General features: G+C 65.9%; 21 protein-coding genes and 1 tRNA gene. 10 read left to right on the top strand and 12 right to left on the bottom strand.

Annotation, left to right across the window (positions count from 1 at the left end; translation table 11 throughout):
- Positions 1-137: 137 nt before the first annotated feature.
- The 5 genes from HZA32_02575 to purL form a co-directional block, all read right to left on the bottom strand.
- Positions 138-932, bottom strand: a complete 795-nt coding sequence (locus HZA32_02575; GenBank protein MBI5422943.1) for a class I SAM-dependent methyltransferase — start codon at positions 930-932, stop codon at positions 138-140.
- A gap of 12 nt (positions 933-944) precedes the next feature.
- The gene (locus HZA32_02570) at positions 945-2,114 is read right to left on the bottom strand and encodes an isovaleryl-CoA dehydrogenase (GenBank protein MBI5422942.1); all 1,170 of its coding nucleotides are present in this window, start codon (positions 2,112-2,114) and stop codon (positions 945-947) included.
- 138 nt (positions 2,115-2,252) lie between these two features.
- On the bottom strand, positions 2,253-2,885 hold the full coding sequence (locus HZA32_02565; protein ID MBI5422941.1) for a LysE family translocator: 633 nt from the start codon (positions 2,883-2,885) through the stop codon (positions 2,253-2,255).
- Between the two features lie 140 nt (positions 2,886-3,025).
- Entirely contained in the window at positions 3,026-3,625 is a 600-nt protein-coding gene (locus tag HZA32_02560) for a DUF4339 domain-containing protein (protein MBI5422940.1), read from the bottom strand.
- Between the two features lie 167 nt (positions 3,626-3,792).
- On the bottom strand, positions 3,793-7,908 hold the full coding sequence (gene purL, locus HZA32_02555) for a phosphoribosylformylglycinamidine synthase (GenBank protein MBI5422939.1): 4,116 nt from the start codon (positions 7,906-7,908) through the stop codon (positions 3,793-3,795).
- A 214-nt stretch (positions 7,909-8,122) separates the two neighbouring features.
- Here purL and HZA32_02550 point away from each other — a divergent pair, with 214 nt between their 5' ends.
- Together HZA32_02550 and HZA32_02545 are read left to right on the top strand one after the other, a co-directional pair.
- A complete protein-coding gene (locus HZA32_02550) occupies positions 8,123-10,036 on the top strand; it encodes an amidophosphoribosyltransferase (protein MBI5422938.1) in 1,914 nt (637 codons plus the stop codon).
- 81 nt (positions 10,037-10,117) lie between these two features.
- On the top strand, positions 10,118-11,224 hold the full coding sequence (locus tag HZA32_02545) for a phosphoribosylformylglycinamidine cyclo-ligase (protein ID MBI5422937.1): 1,107 nt from the start codon (positions 10,118-10,120) through the stop codon (positions 11,222-11,224).
- Positions 11,225-11,287: 63 nt separating this feature from the next.
- On the opposite strand, the gene HZA32_02540 is transcribed toward HZA32_02545, so the two are convergent.
- Both HZA32_02540 and HZA32_02535 read right to left on the bottom strand, forming a co-directional pair.
- Complete coding sequence (locus HZA32_02540; GenBank protein ID MBI5422936.1) at positions 11,288-11,812, bottom strand: transposase; 525 nt, start codon at positions 11,810-11,812, stop codon at positions 11,288-11,290.
- Positions 11,813-11,872: 60 nt separating this feature from the next.
- Complete coding sequence (locus tag HZA32_02535) at positions 11,873-13,039, bottom strand: threonine synthase (protein MBI5422935.1); 1,167 nt, start codon at positions 13,037-13,039, stop codon at positions 11,873-11,875.
- A gap of 283 nt (positions 13,040-13,322) precedes the next feature.
- Here HZA32_02535 and HZA32_02530 point away from each other — a divergent pair, with 283 nt between their 5' ends.
- The 3 genes from HZA32_02530 to HZA32_02520 all read left to right on the top strand — a co-directional run bounded on the left by HZA32_02530 (position 13,323) and on the right by HZA32_02520 (position 16,325).
- Positions 13,323-15,116, top strand: coding sequence for a DEAD/DEAH box helicase (locus HZA32_02530; protein ID MBI5422934.1), 1,794 nt, complete (start codon positions 13,323-13,325; stop codon positions 15,114-15,116).
- Between the two features lie 20 nt (positions 15,117-15,136).
- Positions 15,137-15,646 carry a cupin domain-containing protein gene (locus HZA32_02525; protein MBI5422933.1) on the top strand — a complete coding sequence of 170 codons (510 nt, stop codon included), beginning with the start codon at positions 15,137-15,139 and terminating at the stop codon, positions 15,644-15,646.
- Between the two features lie 61 nt (positions 15,647-15,707).
- The gene (locus HZA32_02520) at positions 15,708-16,325 is read left to right on the top strand and encodes an HNH endonuclease (GenBank protein MBI5422932.1); all 618 of its coding nucleotides are present in this window, start codon (positions 15,708-15,710) and stop codon (positions 16,323-16,325) included.
- A 210-nt stretch (positions 16,326-16,535) separates the two neighbouring features.
- Here the strand turns inward: HZA32_02520 and HZA32_02515 are convergent, their stop codons facing one another.
- Genes HZA32_02515 through HZA32_02495 form a run of 5 tightly spaced genes read right to left on the bottom strand, consistent with a single transcriptional unit; the run spans position 16,536 to position 20,015 of the window.
- Entirely contained in the window at positions 16,536-16,736 is a 201-nt protein-coding gene (locus HZA32_02515; GenBank protein ID MBI5422931.1) for a hypothetical protein, read from the bottom strand.
- On the bottom strand, positions 16,733-17,059 hold the full coding sequence (locus HZA32_02510; GenBank protein ID MBI5422930.1) for a cupin domain-containing protein: 327 nt from the start codon (positions 17,057-17,059) through the stop codon (positions 16,733-16,735). The genes HZA32_02515 and HZA32_02510 overlap by 4 nt, the downstream gene beginning before the upstream one ends.
- Before the next feature lie 18 nt (positions 17,060-17,077).
- Complete coding sequence (locus HZA32_02505; GenBank protein MBI5422929.1) at positions 17,078-18,826, bottom strand: GAF domain-containing protein; 1,749 nt, start codon at positions 18,824-18,826, stop codon at positions 17,078-17,080.
- A complete protein-coding gene (locus HZA32_02500; GenBank protein MBI5422928.1) occupies positions 18,816-19,169 on the bottom strand; it encodes a four helix bundle protein in 354 nt (117 codons plus the stop codon). Before HZA32_02500 ends, HZA32_02505 begins: the two co-directional genes overlap by 11 nt.
- A 45-nt stretch (positions 19,170-19,214) precedes the next feature.
- On the bottom strand, positions 19,215-20,015 hold the full coding sequence (locus HZA32_02495; GenBank protein MBI5422927.1) for a hypothetical protein: 801 nt from the start codon (positions 20,013-20,015) through the stop codon (positions 19,215-19,217).
- Positions 20,016-20,167: 152 nt separating this feature from the next.
- Between HZA32_02495 and HZA32_02490 the strand changes: the two genes are divergently transcribed.
- From HZA32_02490 to HZA32_02470, 5 genes are all read left to right on the top strand, one after another.
- Positions 20,168-20,243: transfer RNA gene (locus tag HZA32_02490), tRNA-Gly, on the top strand.
- Positions 20,244-20,360: 117 nt separating this feature from the next.
- The gene (locus HZA32_02485) at positions 20,361-21,041 is read left to right on the top strand and encodes a UDP-N-acetylglucosamine diphosphorylase (protein ID MBI5422926.1); all 681 of its coding nucleotides are present in this window, start codon (positions 20,361-20,363) and stop codon (positions 21,039-21,041) included.
- Between the two features lie 149 nt (positions 21,042-21,190).
- Positions 21,191-22,159, top strand: a complete 969-nt coding sequence (gene trpS, locus HZA32_02480; GenBank protein MBI5422925.1) for a tryptophan--tRNA ligase — start codon at positions 21,191-21,193, stop codon at positions 22,157-22,159.
- A 46-nt stretch (positions 22,160-22,205) separates the two neighbouring features.
- Positions 22,206-23,036, top strand: a complete 831-nt coding sequence (locus HZA32_02475) for a hypothetical protein (protein MBI5422924.1) — start codon at positions 22,206-22,208, stop codon at positions 23,034-23,036.
- Positions 23,037-23,085: 49 nt separating this feature from the next.
- Positions 23,086-23,259: a type II toxin-antitoxin system HicB family antitoxin gene (locus tag HZA32_02470; GenBank protein MBI5422923.1), complete on the top strand. Its 174-nt coding sequence runs from the start codon at positions 23,086-23,088 to the stop codon at positions 23,257-23,259.
- Positions 23,260-23,285 lie beyond the last annotated feature (26 nt).

The following is a 23,285-nucleotide window of genomic DNA, read 5'->3' as shown; positions in this document are numbered from 1 at the left end:
CTACCTGTCAGACGTTAGGGCAAGGCCAGAGCGGACGCTCGCGGTGCGGCGTTGGCTGCGTCCCATGGCACGCGCCGCGCGGGAACAGTTTTTCGCCGCTTGGGACGGCGGCGACCACCTCGCGCTGGGCGGGCCGGTCACGCGCGCTGGGGCTTCCGGACGCGGACGTGGAGAAAGTAGGCGACCACTTGGGCGTCTTGGAGCGCGGGGATGCGGCGGACGGTCTCGTCGTCGGGGCGAGGCTCATTCAAGGCCTCGATCACGAAACCGGCCGACAGCAGCAGCTGGGTCCAGGCGGTGAGCGTGCGGTGGAACACCGGGATGCGGAACGGCGGCAGTTGTGCTTTCAAAGCCTGCGGAGCCGCGCCGAAGATCCACTCCTCGACCCGGGGCTTGGCGCCGTCGAAGTAGTCGCCGACTTCGATGGCGCGGGTGCGACCGAGCAGCGTGCGGCGGTTTTGGCGGTGCGGCGTGTCGAAGCAGGGATGCGAAATCGAGAATTGCAGGAAGCCGCCCGGGCGCAGCACGCGGTAGCTCTCGCGAAGCACGGCCTTCGCGTCGGGGATGTCCATCAAGGCCATGAACGCCGTGGCGAAGTCGAATGACGCGTCGGCGAAGGGCAACTCGACCGCGCTCGCGCAGACGTAGTCGATGCCGAGCGGGGAGCGCTTTTCCTCGGCGCGCGCGTGGGCGACGAATTTTTCCGCGATATCCAGCCCCGTGATGCGCGCGCCGCGAAGGGCGAGTTGGCGGGTGTTGTGGCCCTCGCCGCAGCCGACGTCGAGGCCGTGCAGGCCCGACACGGGCGGCAGCAGCTCGAAGAAGGCCGGCGTGTTCAGGTGGTCGCGGTAAACGTCGTAGCCGGCGCGCGCGAGGCGCGTCCAAGCGTCGGCGTTGGCGTCCCAATACGCTCCGACCTTGCGATGATCCATGCGGCGAGCACGTCAGCTCGCTGTTTCGTTGTAAAGCTCGCGGCCGATGAGGATGCGGCGGATCTCGTTCGTGCCCGCGCCGATGTCGTAGAGCTTGGCGTCGCGCAGCAGGCGGCCGGTGGGGTAGTCGTTGATGTAGCCGTTGCCGCCGAGCGCCTGGATGGCTTCGAGGGCGACTTTCACGCCGGACTCGGAGGCGTAGAGGATGCACGCGGCGGCGTCCTTGCGCGCGGCGCGGCCAGCGCCGGCGTCGAGTGCGCGCGCGACTTGGTAGCTGAAGGCGCGGGCGCTTTGGAGGGCGACATACATGTCGGCGACCTTGCCCTGCATGAGGCCGAAGGTGCCGATGGCGGAGCCGAATTGTTTGCGCGTGTGCACGTAGGGCAGCACGACGTCCATCGCGGCCTGCATGATGCCGAGCGGGCCGCCGGAGAGCACGCAGCGCTCGGTGTCGAGGCCCTTCATGAGGACGCGCGAGCCGCCGTTGACCTCGCCGAGGATGTTTTCCTCGGGAATCTCGCAGTCATCGAACACGAGTTCGCAGGTGTTCGAGCCGCGCATGCCGAGCTTGTCGAGTTTCTGGGCGGTCTTGAAACCCTTCATGCCGCGCTCGACGAGGAAGGCGGTCATGGCTTTCGAGCCGTGGTCCTTCGATGCGGTGCGCATGTAGACGATGAGCACGTCGGCGTCGGGGCCGTTGGTGATCCACATCTTCGTGCCGTTGGCGATCCAGCGTCCGCCGCGCTTCGTCGCGGTGCAGGCCATGGACCCGACGACGTCGGAGCCGGCGCCGGACTCGGACATGGCGAGCGCGCCGACGAATTTGCCGGAGCACAACTTCGGCAGGAAGCGCGCGCGTTGCTCGGCGTTGCCGTTCAGGAAGAGGTTGTTGACGCAGAGATTCGAGTGCGCGCCGTAGGCGAGGCCGACGGAGGCGGAAGCGCGGGAGATTTCCTCCATCGCGACGAGGTGCGCGAGGTAGCCCATGCCGCTGCCGCCGAATTCCTCGGAGACGGTGATGCCGAGCAGGCCGAGCTCGCCGAATTTTTTCCAGAGGTCGTGCGGGAAATCGTTCTTCTCGTCGATCGCGGCGGCGCGCGGGGCGATTTCCTTGGCGGCGAAATCGCGGACGGTCTGGCGCAGGGCGTCGATTTCTTCGGTGAGCGTGGGGGCGAGCTGCATGCGTGGGGGAGGTGATGCCGAACAAAGGCACGCGTTTGTCATAAGCAACGGCGCCTCGACGAGCGGCGCGCGTTATCACAAACGCGAATGGCACATTATGAACGCCTCACGCCGGTCGATGCCGCCGGTCGCGCCCCGCTATTTCTGGTCGCTGAGCGCGAGGCGGAACGCGAGGAAGCCGAGCACGCCGCCCATGAGCCAGCGCTGCGTCCGGAGCCACGCCGGATGTTGCGCGAAGAACGCCGCGATCGTGCCAGCGGTCATGACGATCGCGAAGTTCACCGCGAAGCTGATGAGCATTTGCGTGAGGCCGAGCTGCAGGCTCTGCGCGAAGACATGCCCGAGCTCCGGGTGCACGAATTGCGGGAAAATCGAGAGGTAGAAGACGGCCATTTTCGGGTTCAGCGCGTTCGTGAGGAATCCCATCCGGAAGAGTTTCGCCGGCGAATCGTCAGCCAGCTCGCGAGGCGCGAACGGCGAGGCGCCGCCCGGGCGCACCGCCTGCCAGGCCAGCCAGAAAAGGTAGGCCGCGCCGGCGTATTTGAGGGCCGCATAGGCGAAAGGCACGGTCAGGAAAATCGCCGTCAGCCCTGCGGCGGCGCAGACGATGTGAAACAGAAATCCCGTGACGACGCCGAGCAGGGAGACTAGGCCCGCGCGCCGGCCTTGGCAGATGGAACGCGAGATCAGGTAGACCATGTTGGGACCGGGCGAGAGCACGAGGCCGAACGCGGCCGCGGCGAACAGGAGCCAATCGTGAAGCGGAATCATCGGACACCGAGTGAGTTTGCCCGCCGTTCGTCGCTCAACCGCGATGCGACGACGCCCCGGCACAGCGGAGCGCAATCTCTGCCGAACGCGCCGGACCGGAGCGCGCCCGCGATCGCGAGACGGCGCTCAGTAGCGGTCCATCACGCCATACATCGACCAGAGCAGCCCGAAGGTGAAAAGCCCCATAGCCCCATGCCGCCGATGGCGAAGACGAGGCTGGTGAGGCTTTGCATGGCGATGCCGCCGCCGAGGAGCAGGGCGTTGCCGGTGATGAGCATGATCCAAAAATCCCGCGTGCGTCGCGAGACGCGGAAGCGTTCCGGTTTTAGCTCATCGAGCCCGGCGTCGCGCTCCATCTGGCGCACTTCGTTGAGCAAGGTGGTGACGTCGACCTTCTGGCCGACGTCGGGTGCGGTGTTCACGCGTTCGAATTTCGCGGTGCCGAAGCCGAGCGGGTTGCGCGACGGAGCCGAGGTGGTCGCCGGGGTGGGGGCGCCGGGCTTTCCCCAATTGGCGGGTGTGGTGCGCTCGATGTATTTTGGGAAAAGTTTCGCGAGCAACGGCGTGGTCTTGATGACCGCGAAGTCGGACTCGTTCTCGCGTCGGATCGAGGAGTCCGGCGTGATTTTTCCGAGGCAGGCGAGCGATTCGAGCCCTTCGAGGTTGAACGGACCGCGGAGTTGACCGTCGATTTGGACGAAGTAGCCGGCCGCGTCGTCATTGGGAAGCTTGGGAGGCATGGCGGTGTCGCCCTTGGCCCAAGGGCGATCGCAGCCAAGAACGCGCGCATGCGCGAGGCAAGGCGAGTTTGGCGCGTCGACTGCCGCTCAGCCGACCGGCGTGCGGGTGCGGTGGATCCGCGTCGTCCTTCCGCCTTTGCTCAAGGCTGCGGCTGACGAGCGGCGATTCAGTCGACCCACGATCTCGCGTTGTGGAACAGCTGCATCCACGGACTTTCCTCGCCCCAGCCGGCGGGCGCCCAGCTGTGGTTCAGGGTGCGCGTTGTGCGCTCGGGGTGCGGCATCATGATCGTCACGCGTCCGGTGGTGGTCGTGAGCGCGGTCATGCCGAAGGGTGAGCCGTTCGGGTTGAGCGGGTAGGATTCCGTCGGCGCGTGGAAGTTGTCGACGTAGCGCCCGGCGACGAGGCCGGACTCGCTGCACGCGCGCGCGGCCTCGGCGCTCTTGAATTCGGTGAAGCCTTCGCCGTGCGACACGACTACGGGAAGCACCGATCCCTCCATACCGCGGAAAAGGATGCTCGGGCTCGGCTCGATCTTGAGCGAGACGTAGCGCGCCTCGAAGCGTTCGGACTTGTTCTGCACGAAACGCGGCCAGTGGCTGGCGCCGGGGATGAGCGAGTGGAGATTGCTCATCATCTGGCAGCCGTTGCACACGCCGAGGGCGAAGGCGTCCTCGCGGGCGAAAAAGGCGGCGAACTCGGTGCGGGCGCGCTCGTGGAAGAGGATGCTCTTGGCCCAGCCTTCGCCGGCGCCGAGGACGTCGCCGTAGCTGAAGCCGCCGCAGGCCGCGAGGCCGCGAAAATCGCGCAGCGACACGCGGCCGCTGAGGATGTCGGTCATGTGCACGTCCACGGCGGTGAAGCCCGCGCGCGTGAACGCGGCGGCCATCTCGACTTCGCCGTTCACGCCTTGCTCGCGGAGGATCGCGACTTTCGGGCGGCTTTTTGTTTTCAACACAGAGGTCGCAGAGGACACAGAGGGACCAGACTTCTCTGTGTCCTCTGTGCTCTCTGTGTTAAAAGGTTTGGGGCTGAACGTGAGCTTCGGGGTGATGCCCGGGTTGGCGCGGTTGAGCTTGAGCTGGAATTCCTGTTCAGCGCACGCGGGGTTGTCGCGGAGCGTCTGGATGCGGCGCGTGACATCGGACCAGAGGGCGCGGAGGGCGAAAAGGTCTTCGTCGTAGAGGACGCGGCCGGCTTGGCGGATGACGACGCGGTGCGCGGCGTTGAGTTTGCCGATGACGGACGTGCAGGCTTTGAAGCCGTGCGAGCGCAGCGCGAGGACGACGTGATCGAGGTCGGACTGGCGGACTTGGAGCACGGCGCCGAGTTCCTCGGCGAAGAGCTGGCCGAAGACGCTGGGCGCGCTGCCGCTGAGCTTGATCGCGGCGGCGGGCAGATCGAGGTCGATGCCGGTGTGGCCGGCGAAGGCCATCTCGATCGCGGTGACGAGCAGGCCGCCGTCGGAGCGGTCGTGGTAGGCGAGGAGTTTCTGCTCGCGCCCGAGTTGCTGGATGACGTTCCAGAAATTCTTCAGGTCGTCGGCGCGGTCGACGTCGGGAGCTTCGGCGTCGGTCTGGTTGAGGACTTGCGCGAGGATCGAGCCGCCGAGGCGATTTTGGCCGCGGCCGAGGTCGACCAGCAGCAAGACGCTGTCTTGCTGCAGTTGAGAGTTGAGAGTTGACGGCTGAGAGTTGTAGCCGGCCTCGTTGAGGCCGGGGCCGGGGTCGGCGACCCCGGCTACAGGGCATTTCAGCTGCGGCGTGAGCGTGAGGCGGACGTCTTCGACGGCGGCGAAGGCGGAGACGATGAGCGAGACGGGCGCGGTCATGCGCTTCTCGGCGGCGCCGTCTTTCCAGACGGTGCTCATGCTCATCGAATCCTTGCCGACGGGGATCGTGATGCCGAGCGCGGGACAGAGTTCCATGCCGACGGCGTGCACGGCGGCGTAGAGGTCGGCGCCATCACTGCCGACGGCGGGCGCGGCCATCCAGTTGGCGGAGAGGTTGACCTTGCCCAGCGCGCCGACTTGGGCCGCGGCGAGGTTGGTGAGCGCTTCGCCGACGGCGAGGCGGGCTGAGGCGGCGGCGTTGTTGATCGCGACGGGCGTGCGTTCGCCCATGGCCATTGCCTCGCCGGTGGTGACGTCGAAGGCGGCGACGGTGACGCCGCAGTCGGCCACCGGAACCTGCCACGGGCCGACGAACTGGTCGCGCGCGATGAGGCCGCCGACGGAGCGGTCGCCGATGGAAATGAGGAAGGTCTTGTCCGCGACGGTCGGGTGGGAGAGCACGCGGCGGATCGCGTCCGCAAGGGTCAAGTCGCCCAGTGACAAGGGGCGAAGGGACCGCTGCGCGCTGGTGGTCTGGCGGTGCATGCGCGGCGGCTTGCCGAGCAGGACGTCGAGCGGGAGATCGATCGGCTGGTTTTTGAAGTGCGGGTCTTCGACTACGAGGCGCTTCTCTTCGGTGGCTTCGCCGACGACGGCGAAGGGGCAGCGCTCGCGCTCGCAGAGGGCGGCGAAGGTGTCGATGCGGTCGGCGGGCACGGCGAGGACGTAGCGCTCCTGCGATTCGTTGCACCAGAGCTCGAGCGGGCTCATGCCCGGCTCGTCGTTGGGAACTTTGCGGAGATTGAAGCGGCCGCCGCGGCCGCCGTCGTTGACGAGTTCGGGGAGCGCGTTCGAGAGGCCGCCGGCGCCGACGTCGTGGATGAACGAGATCGGGTTGGCGTCGCCGAGTGCCCAGCAGCGGTCGATGACTTCCTGGCAACGGCGCTCCATCTCGGCGTTGTCGCGTTGGACCGAGGCGAAATCGAGATCCTCCGCGCCGGCGCCGGTGGCCATCGAACTCGCGGCGCCGCCGCCGAGGCCGATGAGCATGGCGGGTCCGCCGAGCACGACGAGTTTGTCGCCGGGGTTGATGAGGCCCTTCTTCACGTGGTCGGCGCGGATGTTGCCGAGGCCTCCCGCCAGCATGATGGGTTTGTGGTAGCCCCGGAGCTCGGTCGCGGCTCCGGCCTTTTTGTTGCCGGCCTCGCTGAGGCCGGTGCCGGGGTCAGCGACCCCGGCTACAGTGGCGGCGGGGACTTCGGCCTCGAATGTCCGGAAATAGCCGTTGATCGCGGGGCGGCCGAATTCGTTGTTGAACGCGGCGCCGCCGAGCGGGCCTTCGATCATGATATCGAGCGCGGAGACGATGCGGCCGGGTTTGCCGAAATCTTTTTCCCACGGTTGCACGGCGCCGGGGAGGCGCAGGTTCGAGACGGTGAACCCGACGAGGCCGGCTTTGGGTTTCGCGCCGCGGCCGGTGGCGCCTTCGTCGCGGATTTCGCCGCCGGAGCCGGTGGCGGCGCCGGGGAAGGGCGAGATGGCGGTCGGGTGGTTGTGCGTTTCGACCTTGCAGAGCACGTGGATGTCCTCGGCGTGCGCGGCGTATTCGCCGGTCTGCGGGTCGACGTAAAAGCGACCGCCCTTCGAGCCGACGAGCACGGCGGCGTTGTCCTTGTAGGCGGAGAGGATGCCGTCGCTGTGCAGCTGATAGGTGTTCTTGATCATTTGGAACAGCGAGCGGTCGCGCGGCTGTCCGTCGATTTCCCAAGAGGCGTTGAAGATTTTGTGGCGGCAGTGCTCGGAGTTCGCCTGGGCAAACATCATGAGCTCCACGTCGTGTGGGTCGCGGCCGAGCTTGGTGAAGGCGGCGACGAGGTAGTCGATCTCGTCGTCGGCGAGCGCGAGGCCGAGGGATTTGTTCGCGGCGACGAGAGCGGCGCGGCCTTGCGCGAGCACGGGGACGCTCGTGAGCGGGCGCGGCGATTCGTGGCGGAAGAGCACCGCGCACGACGCGAGGTCGGGGAAGACGACCTGCGTCATGCGGTCGTGGATGCGCGCGGCGAGCTGAGAGCTGAGAGCTGAGAGCTGAGAGCCAGAGGCCTCGCCGAGGTCGAACGTGAACGACGTGACGCGTTCGATGCGGGCGATCTTGGTCAGGCCGCAGATGTGCGCGATGTCGGTCGCCTTGGATGACCACGGCGAGAGCGTGCCCGGGCGCGGGGCGACGACGAGCGTGAGGCCACTGACGCTCTCGGCGGCGCGGCTCGGGCCGTAGGTGAGAATTTTTTCGAGGACGTCGCGCTCGGCGGCAGTGAGGTCGGCGTTCGTTTCGACGACGTGCACGAACTCCGTGCTGATCGCGCGCACCGGCAGGCCGGCGGCGGTGAGGTCTTGCAGCAGCTTCTGGAGGCGGAAATTCGAGAGGGCGGGCGAACCGCGGAGCGTCAGCATGAGTCTAGGCAGGTTCGCCGGCTCGCGGGCGGCGTCAAGCGGCGGAACCGGCACAGCACAGTTTGTCGCGTCAAACTGTGCCGGTGGCTGCGCCGCACGGGCGTCGAAGTGCGATTGCCCGAGTGAAAGTCGGTTGATCGGCGCGTTTGACGCGCGAATCCGAGAAAGCCGTTGACCAATTCGCGGTCGCGCCAACTCTACGCTTTCCCACCCGATGAGCGAATTCCTCTCCCACGAATGTGGCATCGCCCTCCTCCGGCTCAAACAGCCGCTCTCCTACTATCAGGAGAAATACGGCACGCCGCTTTGGGGCCTCTACCAGCTGTTTCTCCTCATGGAGAAGCAGCACAATCGCGGGCAGGACGGCGCGGGCGTGGCCTGCGTGAAGTTCGATGTGCCGCCGGGCGAGCCCTACATGTTCCGCGAGCGCAACGTCGAGTCGAACCCGCTGGACAAGATCTTCCAGCCGATGGTCGCGCGCTACAACCAGCTCGTGGGCGAGGGCACGGTGCACCCGGAGTTTCCTGAGACGGCGAAGAAGAATTTCGATTTCTGCGGCGAACTTTACCTCGGGCACCTGCGCTACGGCACCTCCGGCGGCTACAACCTCAGCGCGTGCCACCCGTATTTCCGCCGCAGTTCGTGGCCGACGCGCAATCTGGTCCTTGCGGGCAATTTCAACATGACCAACACGGCGGCGCTCAACGCCGCCCTGACCGCGACTGGCCAGCACCCGATCTTCGCCACGGACACGCAGGCGCTGCTCGAAATGCTCGGCCATGGCCTCGACGAGCATCACGAGGACCTCTATCGGGCGTTCAAGGCCCGCGGCCTGGCCGGCACGGAAATCTCGCGGCGCATCAGCGAGGACATGGACCCCGCGACCGTGCTCCGTGAAGTTTCCGCGCAATGGGACGGCGGCTACACGCTCATCGGCGCGCTCGGCAACGTCGACGCCTTCGTCACGCGCGATCCCTCCGGCATCCGCCCGTGCCACTGGTTCGAGGACGACGAGGTGGTGGCGTTCGCCTCGGAACGCGCGCCGCTTTGCACCGTCTTCCACCGCAAGCCGAGCGAGGTGCGCGAACTCGAGCCCGGCACCGCCGTCGTGGTGAAAAAGCGCGGCACGGTGCACGTCGAGCGCGTGAAGCCCGCGCTGCCGCGCGCGCAATGCACGTTCGAGCGCATCTATTTTTCCCGCGGCAACGACGCCGACATCTACCGCGAGCGCAAGGCCCTCGGCGCCGAACTCGCGACCCCGATCCTCAATGCCATCGATCGCAACCTCGAGCACACGATCTTCTCGTTCATCCCGAACACCGCGGAAGTCGCGTATCTCGGCCTGATGAGCGAGCTGCGCTTCCGCCGCCGCGCCGAAGTGAAGCAGGACCTGCTCGCCCGCGCGCGGGCCGGCACGCTCGACGAGGCGGCGGTGGACGACCTCATCCTCCGCAACTGGCCGCGCGGCGAGAAGATCATCTCCAAGGACGCGAAGCTCCGCACCTTCATCGGCCAGGAAAAGTGGCGCAACAACCTCGCGTCGCACGTCTACGACGTCACCTACGGCATCGTCGCGCCCGAGGACAATCTCGTGTGCATCGACGACTCGATCGTGCGCGGCACCACGCTGCGCCGCTCGATCCTGCGCATCCTCGGCCGGCTCAATCCGAAGAAGGTCATCATCGCGTCGACCGCGCCGCAGATTCGTTACCCGGATTGCTACGGCATCGACATGTCGGAGATCGGCAAATTCATCGCGTTCGAGGCGGCCATCGCGTTGCTCAAGGAGCGCGGGCAGCAGTCGCTGATCGAGGAAGTCTACCGCCTGTGCCGCGCCGAGGTCGACTCGCCGACCGCCGAGCCGGTCAATCACGTGCGCAAGATCTACGAGCCGTTCACCGCCGAGGAGGTCTCGAAGAAGATCACCGAACTCGTCACGCCGAAGGGCACCGAATGGAAGGGCGAGGTCGAGATCATCTTCCAGTCGATCGAGAGCCTGCACCGCGCGCTGCCAAACCACACCGGCGACTGGTATTTCACCGGCAAGTATCCGACGCCCGGCGGCTACCGCGTCGCGAATCAGGCCTACGTGAACTACTTCGAAAAAGCCGAAGGCCGGGCTTACTAAGAACCACCACGAAAAACACGAAACACACCAAAACCGGATTTCCTCTTTCGTGTATTTTGTGTGTTTCGTGGTGCCCCTCTCATGTCCCTGAGCTACGAATCTTCCGGCGTTAATTACGACCAGCTCGACGCGTTCAAGCGCGCCTGCCAGCGCGCCGCCAAGACGACTGCGGACGCTCTCACCGCGCACGGCTACGCCGAGCCCGCGAGCACGCGCGGCGAGAGCGCCTACCTGATCGAGGCCGCCGACCACTATCTCGCGCACGTCGAGGAAGGACTCGGCACCAAGAACCTCGTCGCCGACGCCGTCTACGCGCAGACCGGGAAGAATTTCTACCGCGAGATCGCCATCGATACCGTCGCCACGATCGTGAACGACCTCGTCACTTGCGGCGCGCTGCCGATCTCCGTCGCGATGCACGCCGCCGTGGGCGAGTCCGCGTGGTTCTCCGATGCCGCGCGCATGCAGGCGCTCGTCGACGGTTGGGCGGACGGCTGCCGTCAATCCAGCGCCGTGTGGGGCGGCGGCGAGACGCCGACGTTGCGCGGCATCGTGGAGGAAGACGCCATCGTTCTTGCCGGCTCCGCCATCGGCAAAATCGCGCCGAAATCGCTCCGCATCACCGGCGACGTGCGCGACGGCGACGCCATTGTCTTCCTCGCCAGTTCGGGCGTGCAGACGAATGGCCTGTCGCTCTGCCGGCTCATCGCGTCGAAGCTCCCGCAAGGTTACCAGACGCCGATCGGCCATGGCGACGCGCGCACCTATGGCGAGGCGCTGCTCGCGCCGTCGGTCATCTACGTGGCATTCGTGCGCGAGTGCCAGCGCCGCGGACTGAAGCTCAACTACGTCGCGCACGTGACCGGCCACGGCTGGCGCAAGCTCATGCGGCTCGACGAGTCGTTCGTCTACGAGATCACGACGCCGCGCGAGCCCCTGGCGCTGTTCAAGTTTCTCGAGCAAGCCGGCCCGATCTCGCGCCGCGAGATGTATGCGACCTTCAACCAAGGTGTCGGCTTCGCCGCTTACGTGGCGCCGGAAACCGCCGATGCGGTCGTCGCCGCGGCGCGCGCGTCCGGCTACGATGCCTGGATCGCCGGCCGTGTGCGCAAGGAAGGCGCGCGCAAGGCGGTCGTCATTCCCTCGCTCGGCCTGGAATACGACGGCAGCACGCTGCAGGTGCGGTGAAGTGAAGTAAGGTGTCGCAGCGGGGGTTGGATGTGGGAGCGAGCTTGCTCGCGACAGCTGCCGCTATGGCAATCCGGACAACCATGCCGGCTCCGGTAGGGCTTCGTTCAGCAAGGTCATGAACCATCTCTCGTCCTCTTTGCCGCAGACGAACCACGGCCATTTGTCTCCCGTGGCAATCAGTCCGGCGCGATATGGGTTCAGGAAAACATAATGGAAATACCCGAGTTGCTCTTCTCGCGGGCGAAGACGGTGGTCAAAGTAGCCTTGCTGCCAGCTTAACCCTGATCGGCGTAGCTTCGACGCGGTTCTGGCCTTTAGCCGCGCCAAGGAGCGGCCGAGCGGCAGTCGGTTTCCCAGCGTAACGAGCAAATGCACGTGATCGGGCATGATGGTCGCACAGCGCATCGTCCAAATGCAGTCGCGCTCCATGAGTTTCAGCTCTTCGACGATCTCCTGGGCGAGTTCGGTGTGGTGCAGCCCGGGCGCACGCGCAGTTGAGCAAAAGGTCAGGAAATATGTCTCGCCATTCGCCGAGAAGCGACCCTCCCGGAGGGCTCGATAGCCTTTAGCCGGGTCGGTGGACATCTTGCAGAGCTACGAATGCGCTGAGTCGCGAGCAAGCTCGCTCCCACAGAGCGCGAAGCCTCAGCCGCCGTAGCATTCGAGGTATTTCACGCCGGCGCCGGTGTTGAAGAGGACGACGGACTCGCTGGGTTTCACCGTGCCGCTCGCGAGCAGGTGTTTCAGCGCAGCGTAGGTCGCGGCGCCTTCCGGCGCGACGAAGAGGCCTTCGGTTGCACCGACTTCGCGCGTGCAGGCGATCATCTCGTCATCCGGCACGGCGACCGCCCCGCCGCCAGACGCGCGCAGGATGTCGAGCATGATGAAATCGCCGATCGCCTTTGGCACGCGCAGGCCGGACGCACGCGTTTGCGCGCCGACATGTTCGGCGGCGAATTTCTCTCCGGCCTGAAAGGCGCGGACGATCGGCTGGCACCCGGTGGCCTGCGCGCTGAACATCCGCGGGCGTTTCGTGTCGATCCAGCCCATGCGCTCCATCTCGTCGAAGGCCTTCCACATGCCGACGAGACCGGTGCCGCCGCCGGTCGGATAAATCACGACGTCGGGCAACTGCCAGTCGAGCTGCTCCGCGAGTTCGTAGCCGAGCGTCTTCTTGCCCTCGACGCGGTAAGGTTCCTTCAGCGTCGAGACATCGAACCAGCCTTCGGCCGCCTTGCGCTTCGCGACTTCGGCGCCGCAATCAGTGATGAGGCCGTTGATGAGCGTGACGTGCGCGCCGAGTTCGCGGCACTCGATGACGTTGGCTTTCGGCGTGTCGGCGGGCATGAAAATGTGCGCCTCCATCCCGGCGCGCGCAGCGTAGGCGGCCATCGCGCCGGCGGCGTTGCCGGCGGAGGGCACGGCGAGTTTTTTCAGGCCGAACTGCTTCGCCATCGAGACGGCGGCCGACATGCCGCGGGCCTTGAAGCTCTGCGTGGGATTCTGCGACTCGTCCTTGATCCAGAGTTGGCCGACGCCGACGCGGGCGGCGAGACGCGGGGCGGGTAGCAGCGGCGTGAAGCCTTCGTTCAGCGTGACGATGTCGGCGTCGGTGCGCACCGGCATGACCTCGCGGTAGCGCCACATCGAGCTGACGCGGCCGCGCAGCGCGTCCTTCGTCAGCGTGCGCGCGGCGGCGGCGAGATCGTAGGCGGGGTAGAGGGGCTTGCCGCAGCACGAGCTGACGTTTTGCGGGCGACTCGCGTCGTGCGTGGCGCTGCAGGCGGTGCAAACGAGGTGGGTAAGGTGCACGAGCGGAGCGCAGCAGATTTTGCGGGACGGCGGAAGGCCGAAGCAGCGTTGGGGTGAGCGGCTCCGCCAATGTTCCTATTGAGCAACAACGCCCTTCCGCCGGCAGCAGGTGAGCGGCGGCAAAGTTGCGTATTAGGAACATCCCGTTTGGGCCGGCGGGTGGAGGTGGCGTGCGGGGAGACAAAGTTCTTAATGAGCAACTTTGTCCGCGAGGCGGTGGGCGCGTGGAAGGCGCACGATGTTTGCGCTGTGCTTTCGCGCGGCTTGCGGGCACGCTGCGGGCATGGAAAAACGCCCGTTCAGCGAACTCGGCCTCTCGCCGGAAATTTTGAAAGCCGTCGACAAGATGGGCTTTGAGGAGGCGTCGCCGATTCAAACCGCGGTTATTCCCCACGCGCTTACGGGCCGCGACGTCGTTGGCCAATCGGCGACCGGTTCCGGCAAGACGGCGGCGTTCGCCATTCCGGCCATCGAAAAAGTCGACGCCTCCAAGCGCGGGGTGCAGGCGCTGGTGCTTTGTCCGACGCGCGAGCTGGCGGTGCAGGTGGCGGAGGAGGTAGGCAAGCTCGGCGCGTTCAAGAAGGGGCTGCTCGAGCTGCCGATCTACGGCGGACAGAGCTACGAGCGCCAATACCGCGGGCTCGCGGCGGGAGCGCAGATCGTGATCGGCACGCCGGGGCGCGTGATGGATCACATGCAACGCGGCTCGCTGAAGCTGGACGGCTTGCGCGTCGTGGTGCTCGACGAGGCGGATCGCATGCTCGACATGGGTTTCCGCGACGACATCGAGCACATTCTGAGCGCGGTGCCGGAGACGCGGCAGCTGTTGTTCTTCTCGGCGACGATGCCGCGGTTGATCCAGGACATGATCAAGCGCTACAGCCGCGACCCCGCGTGGGTGCGGATCGAGGCGCACGCGGCGAACGCGCCGCAGGTGGAGCAGGTTTTCTACGAAGTCGACCGCCGTTCCAAGGGCGAGGCGCTCACGCGGCTGATCGATCTGCACGATTTCCGCTACGGCATCATTTTTTGCAGCACCAAGGTGATGGTGGACGAACTCGACGAACAGCTGCACTCCCGCGGCTACGCGGTGGATCGGTTGCATGGCGATCTCAGCCAGATGCAGCGCGACCGCGTGATGGAGAAGTTCCGCCGGCGCGGGTTCGAGTTCCTCATCGCGACCGACGTCGCGGCGCGCGGCCTCGATGTCGACGACCTCGAGGTAGTGTTCAACTACGATCTCCCGAACGATGCCGAGGACTACACGCACCGCATCGGCCGCACGGGCCGCGCCGGTAAGACGGGCGTGGCGATGACGTTCGTGTGCGGACGCGAGATCTACAAGCTGCAGAGCATGGCGCACTATGCGCGATTGAAGATCGCGCGCGGCCGCATCCCGTCGCTCGACGAAGTGGAGGAGGCGCGCGAAGAGGCCTTCGTCGAAAAGATCCGTCGTGTGCTCGATGCGAAGCAGTTTGGTTCGCACGATCGCATCGTGGATGCGCTGCTGGAGCAGGGTTACGCGAGCACCGACATCGCGTCGGCGCTGATTCATTTGCTGAAAGGCGGAGCGGTCGAGGCGGGTGGGGCGGATGAGCCTGCGCCGTCGAAACCCGCTGCCGCGACGACCGCTGTGAAGCCGCCGCCCGCGTGGGTGGCCGCGGCGAAAGCCGAGAAGGTGGCGCGCGTCGAACCGGAAGCGCCCAAGGCTCCCGCCGCCAAACCCGTTGCGCCAGCCTCGCCCCGCTCGGCCGAGCCGGAAGGCGGCGCGCGACCGGTGGAGAAACCCAAGAAGCGCGGTTACGAGCGCAAGCCGCGCACGGGACGCGAGCCGGGCTACACGGTTGTTTCGCTCAACGTGGGCGCGCAGCACGAGATCACGCCGGCGGACATCGTCGGCAAGATTGCGGGCGTCACGCGCCTGCCGGCCGCTGTGGTCGGCGCGATCGACATCCATGAGGCCCATTCGCACGTCGATGTCGCGGCCGAGGTGGCGGACACGGTCGTGAAAAAGCTCGAGGGCATCCGGTTGAAGGATGTCCCGCTGCATCCGGCCGTCGTAGTGCCGGAGAGCTGAGCGTCGGGGCGTTTGCCGTCGTGAAATCGCGTCCGCTTTCGCCCGAAACGCACTCGGCGGACGACGTCATTCGCCTCTTGCGCTTGGCGCCACTGCCCGGCGAGGGAGGGTGGTTTCGGCGCGTGGCGGAGTCGGAACTGCGTGCGGCCGACGGCGGGCGTCGCGCGTGTTCCGCAATCTATTTCCTCGTCACGCCGGAGGGCTTTTCGGCGCTGCATCGGGTCGATGCCGTCGAGACGTGGTGTTTCCACGCGGGCGATCCGATCGAGCTGCTGGTGCTCGCCGAGGGCGGCGACGCCGGGCGGAGGGCGATTCTCGGGGGCGAGGTGGCGGCGGGGCAGACGTTGCAGGAGATGGTGCCGGCGGGGGCGTGGCAGGGGGCGCGCTTGAAGGCCGGCGGGCGTTGGGGGCTGGTGTCATGCGTCGTGGCTCCCGAATATGTGGACGCGGGTTTTGTGCTCGGCGCGCGGGCGGAACTCGTGGCCAGTCATCCGGTTTTCGCGGCGGAGATCGCGGCGCTCACGCGTTGAGCGGATTCGCCGGACGTGCCGCTTGACAGAGGTTATTCACACCCGTAACCCAATTGGCGTCATGCTTACCGCGCTCGATCAGCCGGTGTTGGTGCTCAACCGCCTTTGGCAGGCGGTGAACATCATCGGCGCGCGCCGGGCCTTCGCGCTCCTGGCTCGCGGGCATGCGCAGGTCGTCCACCAGACCGACGACGCGTTCAAGACCTTCTCGTTGATGGATTGGGTCGACTTCTCGACCTACAACCCGCCGATCGATGCGCTCGAGACGGTGCACACGATCAACCGCTCGATCCGTTTGCCGCGCGTGATCCTGCTGACGTTTTTCGACAAGCTGCCCTGCAAGGAGCTGAAGCTGACGCGCAACAACGTCTTCGAGCGCGACGGCGATCGCTGCCAGTATTGTGGGAGCGTGTTCGACCGCGAGCAACTGAACCTCGATCACGTGATCCCGCGCCACTACGGCGGCAAGACGACGTGGGAGAACATCGTGTGCTCGTGCATCAAGTGTAACACGAAAAAGGCCAATCGCCTCCCGCACGAGGCTCACATGCGCCTGATGCGCAAGCCGGTCCGCCCGAAGTGGCGTCCGGTGATCTCGCTCGTGCTCGGCAACCACGGCCACGAAAAGTGGAAGGATTTCCTCGACCTCGCGTATTGGAATGTAGAGCTCGAGGAATAGTGGCACCACCCCGCCATTGCGTTAGCTACCCCAAGCAAACCCGAAAACGGCCGGCCCACGCACCGGCCGATTTTGTTTGGGGGGCGGAAGGTGCGCCGCCTGCGGCTGCGGCTGGGCAGGTGGCCCTGCCTCTCTCCGAGGACGGGGCGGGGGATGCGGAAACCCAGTCCCGCGCCCGGAGGTCGCGGGCTACCGGGATGGCGGACGGAGTTACTTCGCTAAACGCGCCTTCAGCGCTCCGATGGCCCAGATCAACCCGAGCAGCGTGAAGATCGCGAAGTAGACGCGGAAGCGCGGCGGCGTCCCGCGAAAGACGACGAGGACCGCGACGCACGCGACGAGCCAAGCGAGCATCACCGCGGCGGCGGCGAAGCGCGAGCGGCGCGCGGGGTTGTCGGTGCCGTTGCTCAAACGCGGTAGTCCTCGCGCGTGGGGGCGAACACGTCGATGACGCGGACGGCGGTCAGCGTCTTGCCGCCGTGCGGGACGTTGGCCGGGATGATCGCCACCATGCCCGGTTCGAGGACGGTTGTTTCTTTGCCGACGGTGAACTCGAAACGTCCCTCGATCACGTAGGTGAATTGCTCGTGCGGGTGCTGGTGCACGGGCACGACCGTGTGCGGCGCCAGGTGCACCTCGCCGAACGTGCTGCGCTCGAGATGCGCGTAGTGGCCGCGAATGGTGCCGTTGAAAATCTCCTTGGCGGGCAGCGCGGCGAGGCGGACGAAGGGCATAGGGTGGGGGCGGAGAAATCAGGAGCGCAGCGGCAGAGTGACGCGCATCGTGGTGCCTTGGCTGCCGGTGCTGACGAGGGAGAGTTCGCCGTGGTGGTCCTTCACGATGCGTTGCGCGATGCCGAGGCCGAGGCCCGTGCCGTCGGCGCGCCCGGAAAGGAACGACTCGAAGATGCGCGTGCGGATCGCTTCCGGGATGCCGGTGCCGTTGTCGGTGAAATCGATGTGCACGACCTGTCCGACCGCTCCGGCGGCCTCGGTGAAGTTCACCCCCAGCGTGCCGCCGTGCGGCATGGCTTGCACGGCGTTGAGCGCGAGGTTGAGGAAAACCTGCTGGAGCTGGCCCTTGTTCGCCTCGACTTGGAAGGGACGCGGCGGGGGCGCATAGCGCAACTGAACGCCCGATTGGCCGAGCTTCGCGCGCAAGAGGAGCAACGTGTCTTCGATGATGCCGGCGAGTTGCCAGCGCGAGTGGATAACGCCGGGCGTCCGCGCGAACGAGAGCACGCGGGCGACGATGCCTTCGAGTTGCTCGATCTTCTCGGTGATGACCTGTAGGTCGCGGCGGCGCGGGTCGTCGGGGGCGAAGTCCGTGCCGAGTGCGCCGTGGAGGAGTTTGATGACCGTGAGGGGATTTCGGATCTCGTGCGCGATCTCGGCGGCGAGGAGGCCGAGCGTGGTGAGCGTCTGGGCCTTGCGGAGCGATTCCTCGGATTGAAAGACGCGGGCGTAGAGGCGGGCGTTGTGCAGAGCGACGGACGCGAAGCTGGCCAGCGCGGCGAGCAGGCGCTTCTGCGCGTCGGAGAAACGGTGCGGGCGGTTCGTGTAGATCGCGAGGACGCCCGTCGGCGCGCCGTCGACGAGAAGCGGGGCGGCGAGCATCGAGCAAAGCTCCGGATCGGCCGGCAGGTCGACCGCGCCGTGCCCGGCGGTGCCGGTGAGTTCCTGGAATTCGACGACCTTGCCGACGCGCAGCGCGGTGGCGATGAGCGAGTGCTCGGCGCCGAACGGCTCGCGCCGGAGCGTGGAGTCGGAGAACGACATTTCGCTGCTCCACGCCTGGAGCTCGAACATGCGTTGCGACGGATCGCAGGCGTGCAGCGTGCAGAGGCGGGCGTCGAAGAGGCTGCGGCCGGAGCGGGTGAGGGTCGTGAGGAGGTCGCTTTCCTCGAGGCGGGCGACGAGCGAGTGGCCGAGTTCGACGAGCGTCTCGAGCTGGGCGGACTCGCGCTGGAGGCGGTCGAGCTGCCAGATGCGGTGGAGCGTGCGTCCGGCTTGGGCGGCGAAACGGGCGAGGCGGGCGAGGTCCTGCTCCGTGAACGCGTGCGGGTGATCCGAATCGAGATTCAGGCAACCGATCGCTTGCTCCTGATAGATGAGCGGTGCGGCCATTTCGCAGCGAACGGTGGCGCGGGCGGCGATGTAACGGGGGTCGCCGACGACGTCGGGGATGAGCAGCGGCTCCTTGTGCAGCGTGGCCCAGCCGGTGACGCCTTGGCCGAGCTTGAGGGCGAAATTGCCGGTGTCGGTCGGCAGGCCGTGGTGCTTGGAAATCTCGAGGTAGCCCGTGTGCGGATTGAGCAGGCAGAGCGAACCGCTGTCGGCGGGGAAGGCCCGCATGAGTTCGCTCAGGAGCGCGTTTTCGGCGGCGGCGACGGATTCGTCCTCGGACGCCAGCGCGGCGATGCGATAGAGGACTGCGAGGTCGGCCGCGGAATCGTGGATACCGGAGACCGGAGAGTCGGAAAGGTTAGGGTTAGCGTCCACGTCGAGCGGTTTTGATCGAAGCTACGACAATCGAGAGGATTTTATCGCCCTCTCGCTGTAGGTTGGCGATGCGAGCTGCGGGCAGACGCTTTGTGTCGACGAGCATTTCGAGCCAGAAGAGGGTTTCGTCGCACTCTTCCTCGACGATCGCCATCTTGGCGATGAAGTCGGCTCGTGATTTGCCCCGGACGGCCACGCGGTAATTGGCCGCGACCGACGTGGAGCAGCGGACGAGCTGGCGGACGAAGACTTGCGAAATGGGGTCACTCGGCAGCGATTCGGCCACGGATACGGCCCGCAGCGCAAAGGCTTTCGTGCGGGCTTTGAACTGTTCGCGCGTCATGCGCGGCCAGTCTATCCGGTTTGCGCGATCCGCAATCCGGTTTTCTCAGCCCAATGCCGCACCCGCTGCGGCGACGAGGGCGTCGCGGAGGATTCGCAGGCGCACGGCGTCGACGGGGCGCGTGTCGGAGGGCTCCAAGTGGAAGGCGTCGATCGCGAGCCCGCGCTCGGTGTGCACGCGCGCGGCGGTGAGGCTGAAGCCTTGGTCGGCGATGACGTGGCCGACGCGATAAAGAAGACCGAAGCGGTCGGCGGCGTGCACCTCGACGATGACGCGCGGCGTGGCGATCTCGAGGTAGACCTCGACGACCGGCGCATCGAGCGACGAGGCGGGCGAGGCGAATTTGGCTGCTTGGGCGCGGATGGCGGGCGCGAGGTCCTTGTTGCCGACGAGGGCGGACTCGACGGTCCGGGTGAACACTTCGCGGGCGACCTCGTCCTGCACGGTGCCGTGCGCGGCGTCGGTGACGACGAAGCTGTCGATCGCGATGTGGTCGGTGCGCGTCGTGATGCGCGCGGAAAGAATGTTCAGGCCCGCGACGCTGAGGGCGCCGGCGAGCTTGTAGAAAAGGCCCGCCCGGTCCCACGTGACGACGTGGGCCACGCTACAGCCGCGCTCGGGCAGGTCGCGCCACTCGATCACGGGCCGCAGCGAGCCGAGGGAGTCGGCGGCGGAGATGTTGTGGAGCAGGCGATTGACCATGCCGATGTGCAGGGCGACGTCGGCCTCGTCCGTCTGGGCGAAATAGCGCTCGGGGAGGAGATTGAAGTGCGCGGCAATCTCCTCGGCGCTGACGCCGGATACGGTCTGGGCGATGTGCTGTTGGCTGATCAAGTGTCGCTTCATGGATGCCGGAACCGTGCCAAGGATTTTGGGAATTTGACGCGAAATGCGGCACCGGCGAGAGGGATTTTCGCGGGATGCCGGAGGAGAAATCGCTTCCGAGAAAATTCTCGTTGACGACGCCGCGCGCGCTCCCTTTGTTCGGCCTCTCTCTCGCGGGTGTAGCTCAGTTGGTAGAGCACCACCTTGCCAAGGTGGACGTCGAGAGTTCGAGTCTCTTCGCCCGCTCCATTTTGAAAAGGCCGCCGGAATCAACCCCGGCGGCCTCTTCTTTTTTCCGGACGGGAAAGGCGACGGCACTTTCAAAAACCGCTGGTTTCCAGCGGTTTTTTCCTTATCCCTCGAAGCGTGAACGCCTCCGAGTTCTTCGCCCTGCCGCCGTCGTTGGCGCGTTTCGCCCCGTTCTTCCCGGCCGATGTGCCGCCGTGGGAGTGGCTGAAGCAAATCGGCGCCGCGCTCGGTTCCGTGGAGTTCGGGCACCTCGGGCAACACGTCCCGGCGGGAGTCCACCTCGAAGGCCGGGTATGGCTCGATCGCTCGGTAAAGCTTCCGCCCTACGCCACGATTATCGGCCCGGCGTGGATCGGGCCGCGGACGGAGATCCGCCCGGGTGCCTTCATCCGGGGCAACGTCATCGCCGGCGAGGGCTGCGTCATGGGCAACGCCAGCGAGTTCAAGAACTGCCTCCTGCTCGATGGCGTCCAGGCGCCGCACTACAACTACGTCGGCGATACCATCCTCGGCAACAAGGCCCACCTCGGCGCCGGCGTCATCTGCTCCAATCTTCGCCTCGACCAAGCCGAGGTGACCGTGCGCCTGCCGTCCGGCCCCGTCGGCACTGGCCTGCGCAAGTTCGGCGCGGTGCTCGGCGACGCGGCCGAGGTCGGTTGCAACGCCGTCCTGAATCCCGGTTCGGTGCTGGGCAAGCGCGCGCTGGTGATGCCTTGCGTGCCGTTCAGCGGCTACCTGCCGGCGGCGACCATCGCCCACGCCCGGACGTCGCTGACGCAGATCCCGCGCCGCGATTGAGTGGCCTCGCCCGGCCGGCCCGCACGAGACAGAAATCTTTCTCGTTCTCGTTCTCTTTCTCGTTCTCTCTGTTGGGTCCTTTCGGGAATCTCCGAGAGAACGAGAACGATTAAGAGAACGAGAACGATCCAGACCTTTCCTTTTCAGCCATGCCTCGCGTTTTAACCGGCATCACGCCCTCCGGCACCCTGCACATCGGCAATTACTTCGGCGCCATGCGCCCGGCCATCGAGCTGCAGGCCGGCGGCGACGCGTTCTATTTCATCGCCGACTACCACTCGATGACGGTCATCACCGACCCCGCCGAGCGCCGCGCCTACAGCCACGGCATCGCCCTCGACTGGCTCGCCTGCGGCCTCGACCCCGCCAAGTCCGTCTTCTGGCGCCAGAGCGACATTCCCGAGGTCTGCGAACTCACCTGGATGCTCGGCTCACTCACGCCCATGGCCTTGCTCGAGCGCGCCCACAGCTACAAGGACAAGCTCGCCAAGGGCATCGCGCCCAACTTCGGCCTCTTCGCCTACCCGGTGCTCATGGCCGCCGACATCCTCCTCTTCGACACCCACGTCGTCCCCGTCGGCAAGGACCAGAAGCAGCACCTCGAGATGACGCGCGACATGGCGATCAAGTTCAACCTCACCTACGGCGAGACCTTCGTCGTCCCCGAGGAGCGCATCGCCGAGGAAGTCGCCGTCATCCCCGGCCTCGACGGCCAGAAAATGTCCAAGAGCTACGGCAACACGATCGAGATCTTCGGCGACGAGAAGGCGCTGCGGAAAAAAATCATGGGCATCGTCATGGACTCCCGCACGCCGCAGGAGCCCAAGCCCGACGCCGACAAGAACCTCGCCATCCAACTCCTCCGCTACTTCGCGCCCAAGGACGTCACGCTCGACTTCGAGAACCGGCTCCGCGCCGGCGGACTCGGTTACGGCGACCTGAAGAAGGCGCTCTTCGAGCACTACTGGAATCACTTCGCGCCCTACCGCGCCCGCCGCGCCGAACTCGCCGCCGCGCCCGACTATGTGGAGCAAGTCCTCCGCGAAGGCGCCGCCCGCGCCCGCGCCGTCGCCGAGCAGACGCTAGCCCGCGCGCGGAAGAATTGCGGGCTGCGGTGATTTGTGCATCTCCGCACGCTCCGTGCGGGCCAAGTTTGTTCCTGCGATGCATGATCGACCGCCTTCTCCGCGACGCAGGGTGATACTTCAGCGCTTCGGTCGTCTTCTTCGATTCATCACTACGGCCCCGGCACGTTTTCGCCTGAGTAGGCGTAAGCCGATTCGCGTATTGCTAGACACTACGATTCACTTTCATGCGGTAACTCATGAGACCGCGTGGGTCTCGACCGGAAAGACGAACTGGGGAACGCATCCTATCGAGACGGGATTTGCGGCCCGCATTCCAGTTCATGGCCTTGACTGCAACGCCAAGAGTTTCGAGCAGATACGTTTCCTGCCAGGAATCGCACACCTCGCTCGACTAGGCTATGTCCAGTTACTCACGTCTGCAGAGTTGCTGGCGGAGCAGTTTCGGCAGCCCGCTGGTCGATTCTCCGGCTATTCTTCCTTTGATTTGAATCTGCTCTCGGGCTTGGACATAAGAAGTGTCGATGGACGCATTGTGGATCTGGCCGACGCGCAAAGGAAACAACTTGAGAGGGTGCAGGCGTGTGAGGATCCGCTGTTCTTGTCGCTGCTGTCGATATTCGGCCAAGCAAACAGCCTTGATGCCTATCACGTCCTTACGGCTGTCCGCCACGGGCTGACATGCCTTCTCCATATCGACTTCAAGTTAGCGAAGAACTTTGCCGAATGGCGTAGGAAAAATCCGGATCAATGCCTCGGCACGAGCGTCTATTTGCCAACGGAGTTTGCCTCTGCGGTGCACTTGCTGCCTATGGCACCGAGATGGCTATCCTTTGAGGACTCGTCGTTTCCGGTTCGCCCAGATTTAACCATTCCCGGAGAAGCGCGAAGGCGACCGCAGAGAAAGTAGATGGTGTTGGTCGACTTGACGCAGCATCCGCTGAAGCTAGGTTCCGCGCATGAAATACGCCGTGACTCTCATCGAGTCGGACGAGGGCTGGGCCGTTTGGTGCGACCAGTTGCCTGGCTGTTGCTCGCAGGGCGCGACACGCGACGAGGCTCTCGCCAACATCCGCGAGGCCATCGCGGAATACCGCGAGGCGCAGGCGGGACTGGCGCTCCAGCTCTCTTGATCAATCGGGCAGAGTTTTGACCACGG

It is taken from the genome of Opitutia bacterium (assembly GCA_016217545.1).
Lineage (GTDB): Bacteria > Verrucomicrobiota > Verrucomicrobiia > Opitutales > Opitutaceae > Didemnitutus.
This window is presented reverse-complemented; position numbering and strand designations above follow the sequence as displayed.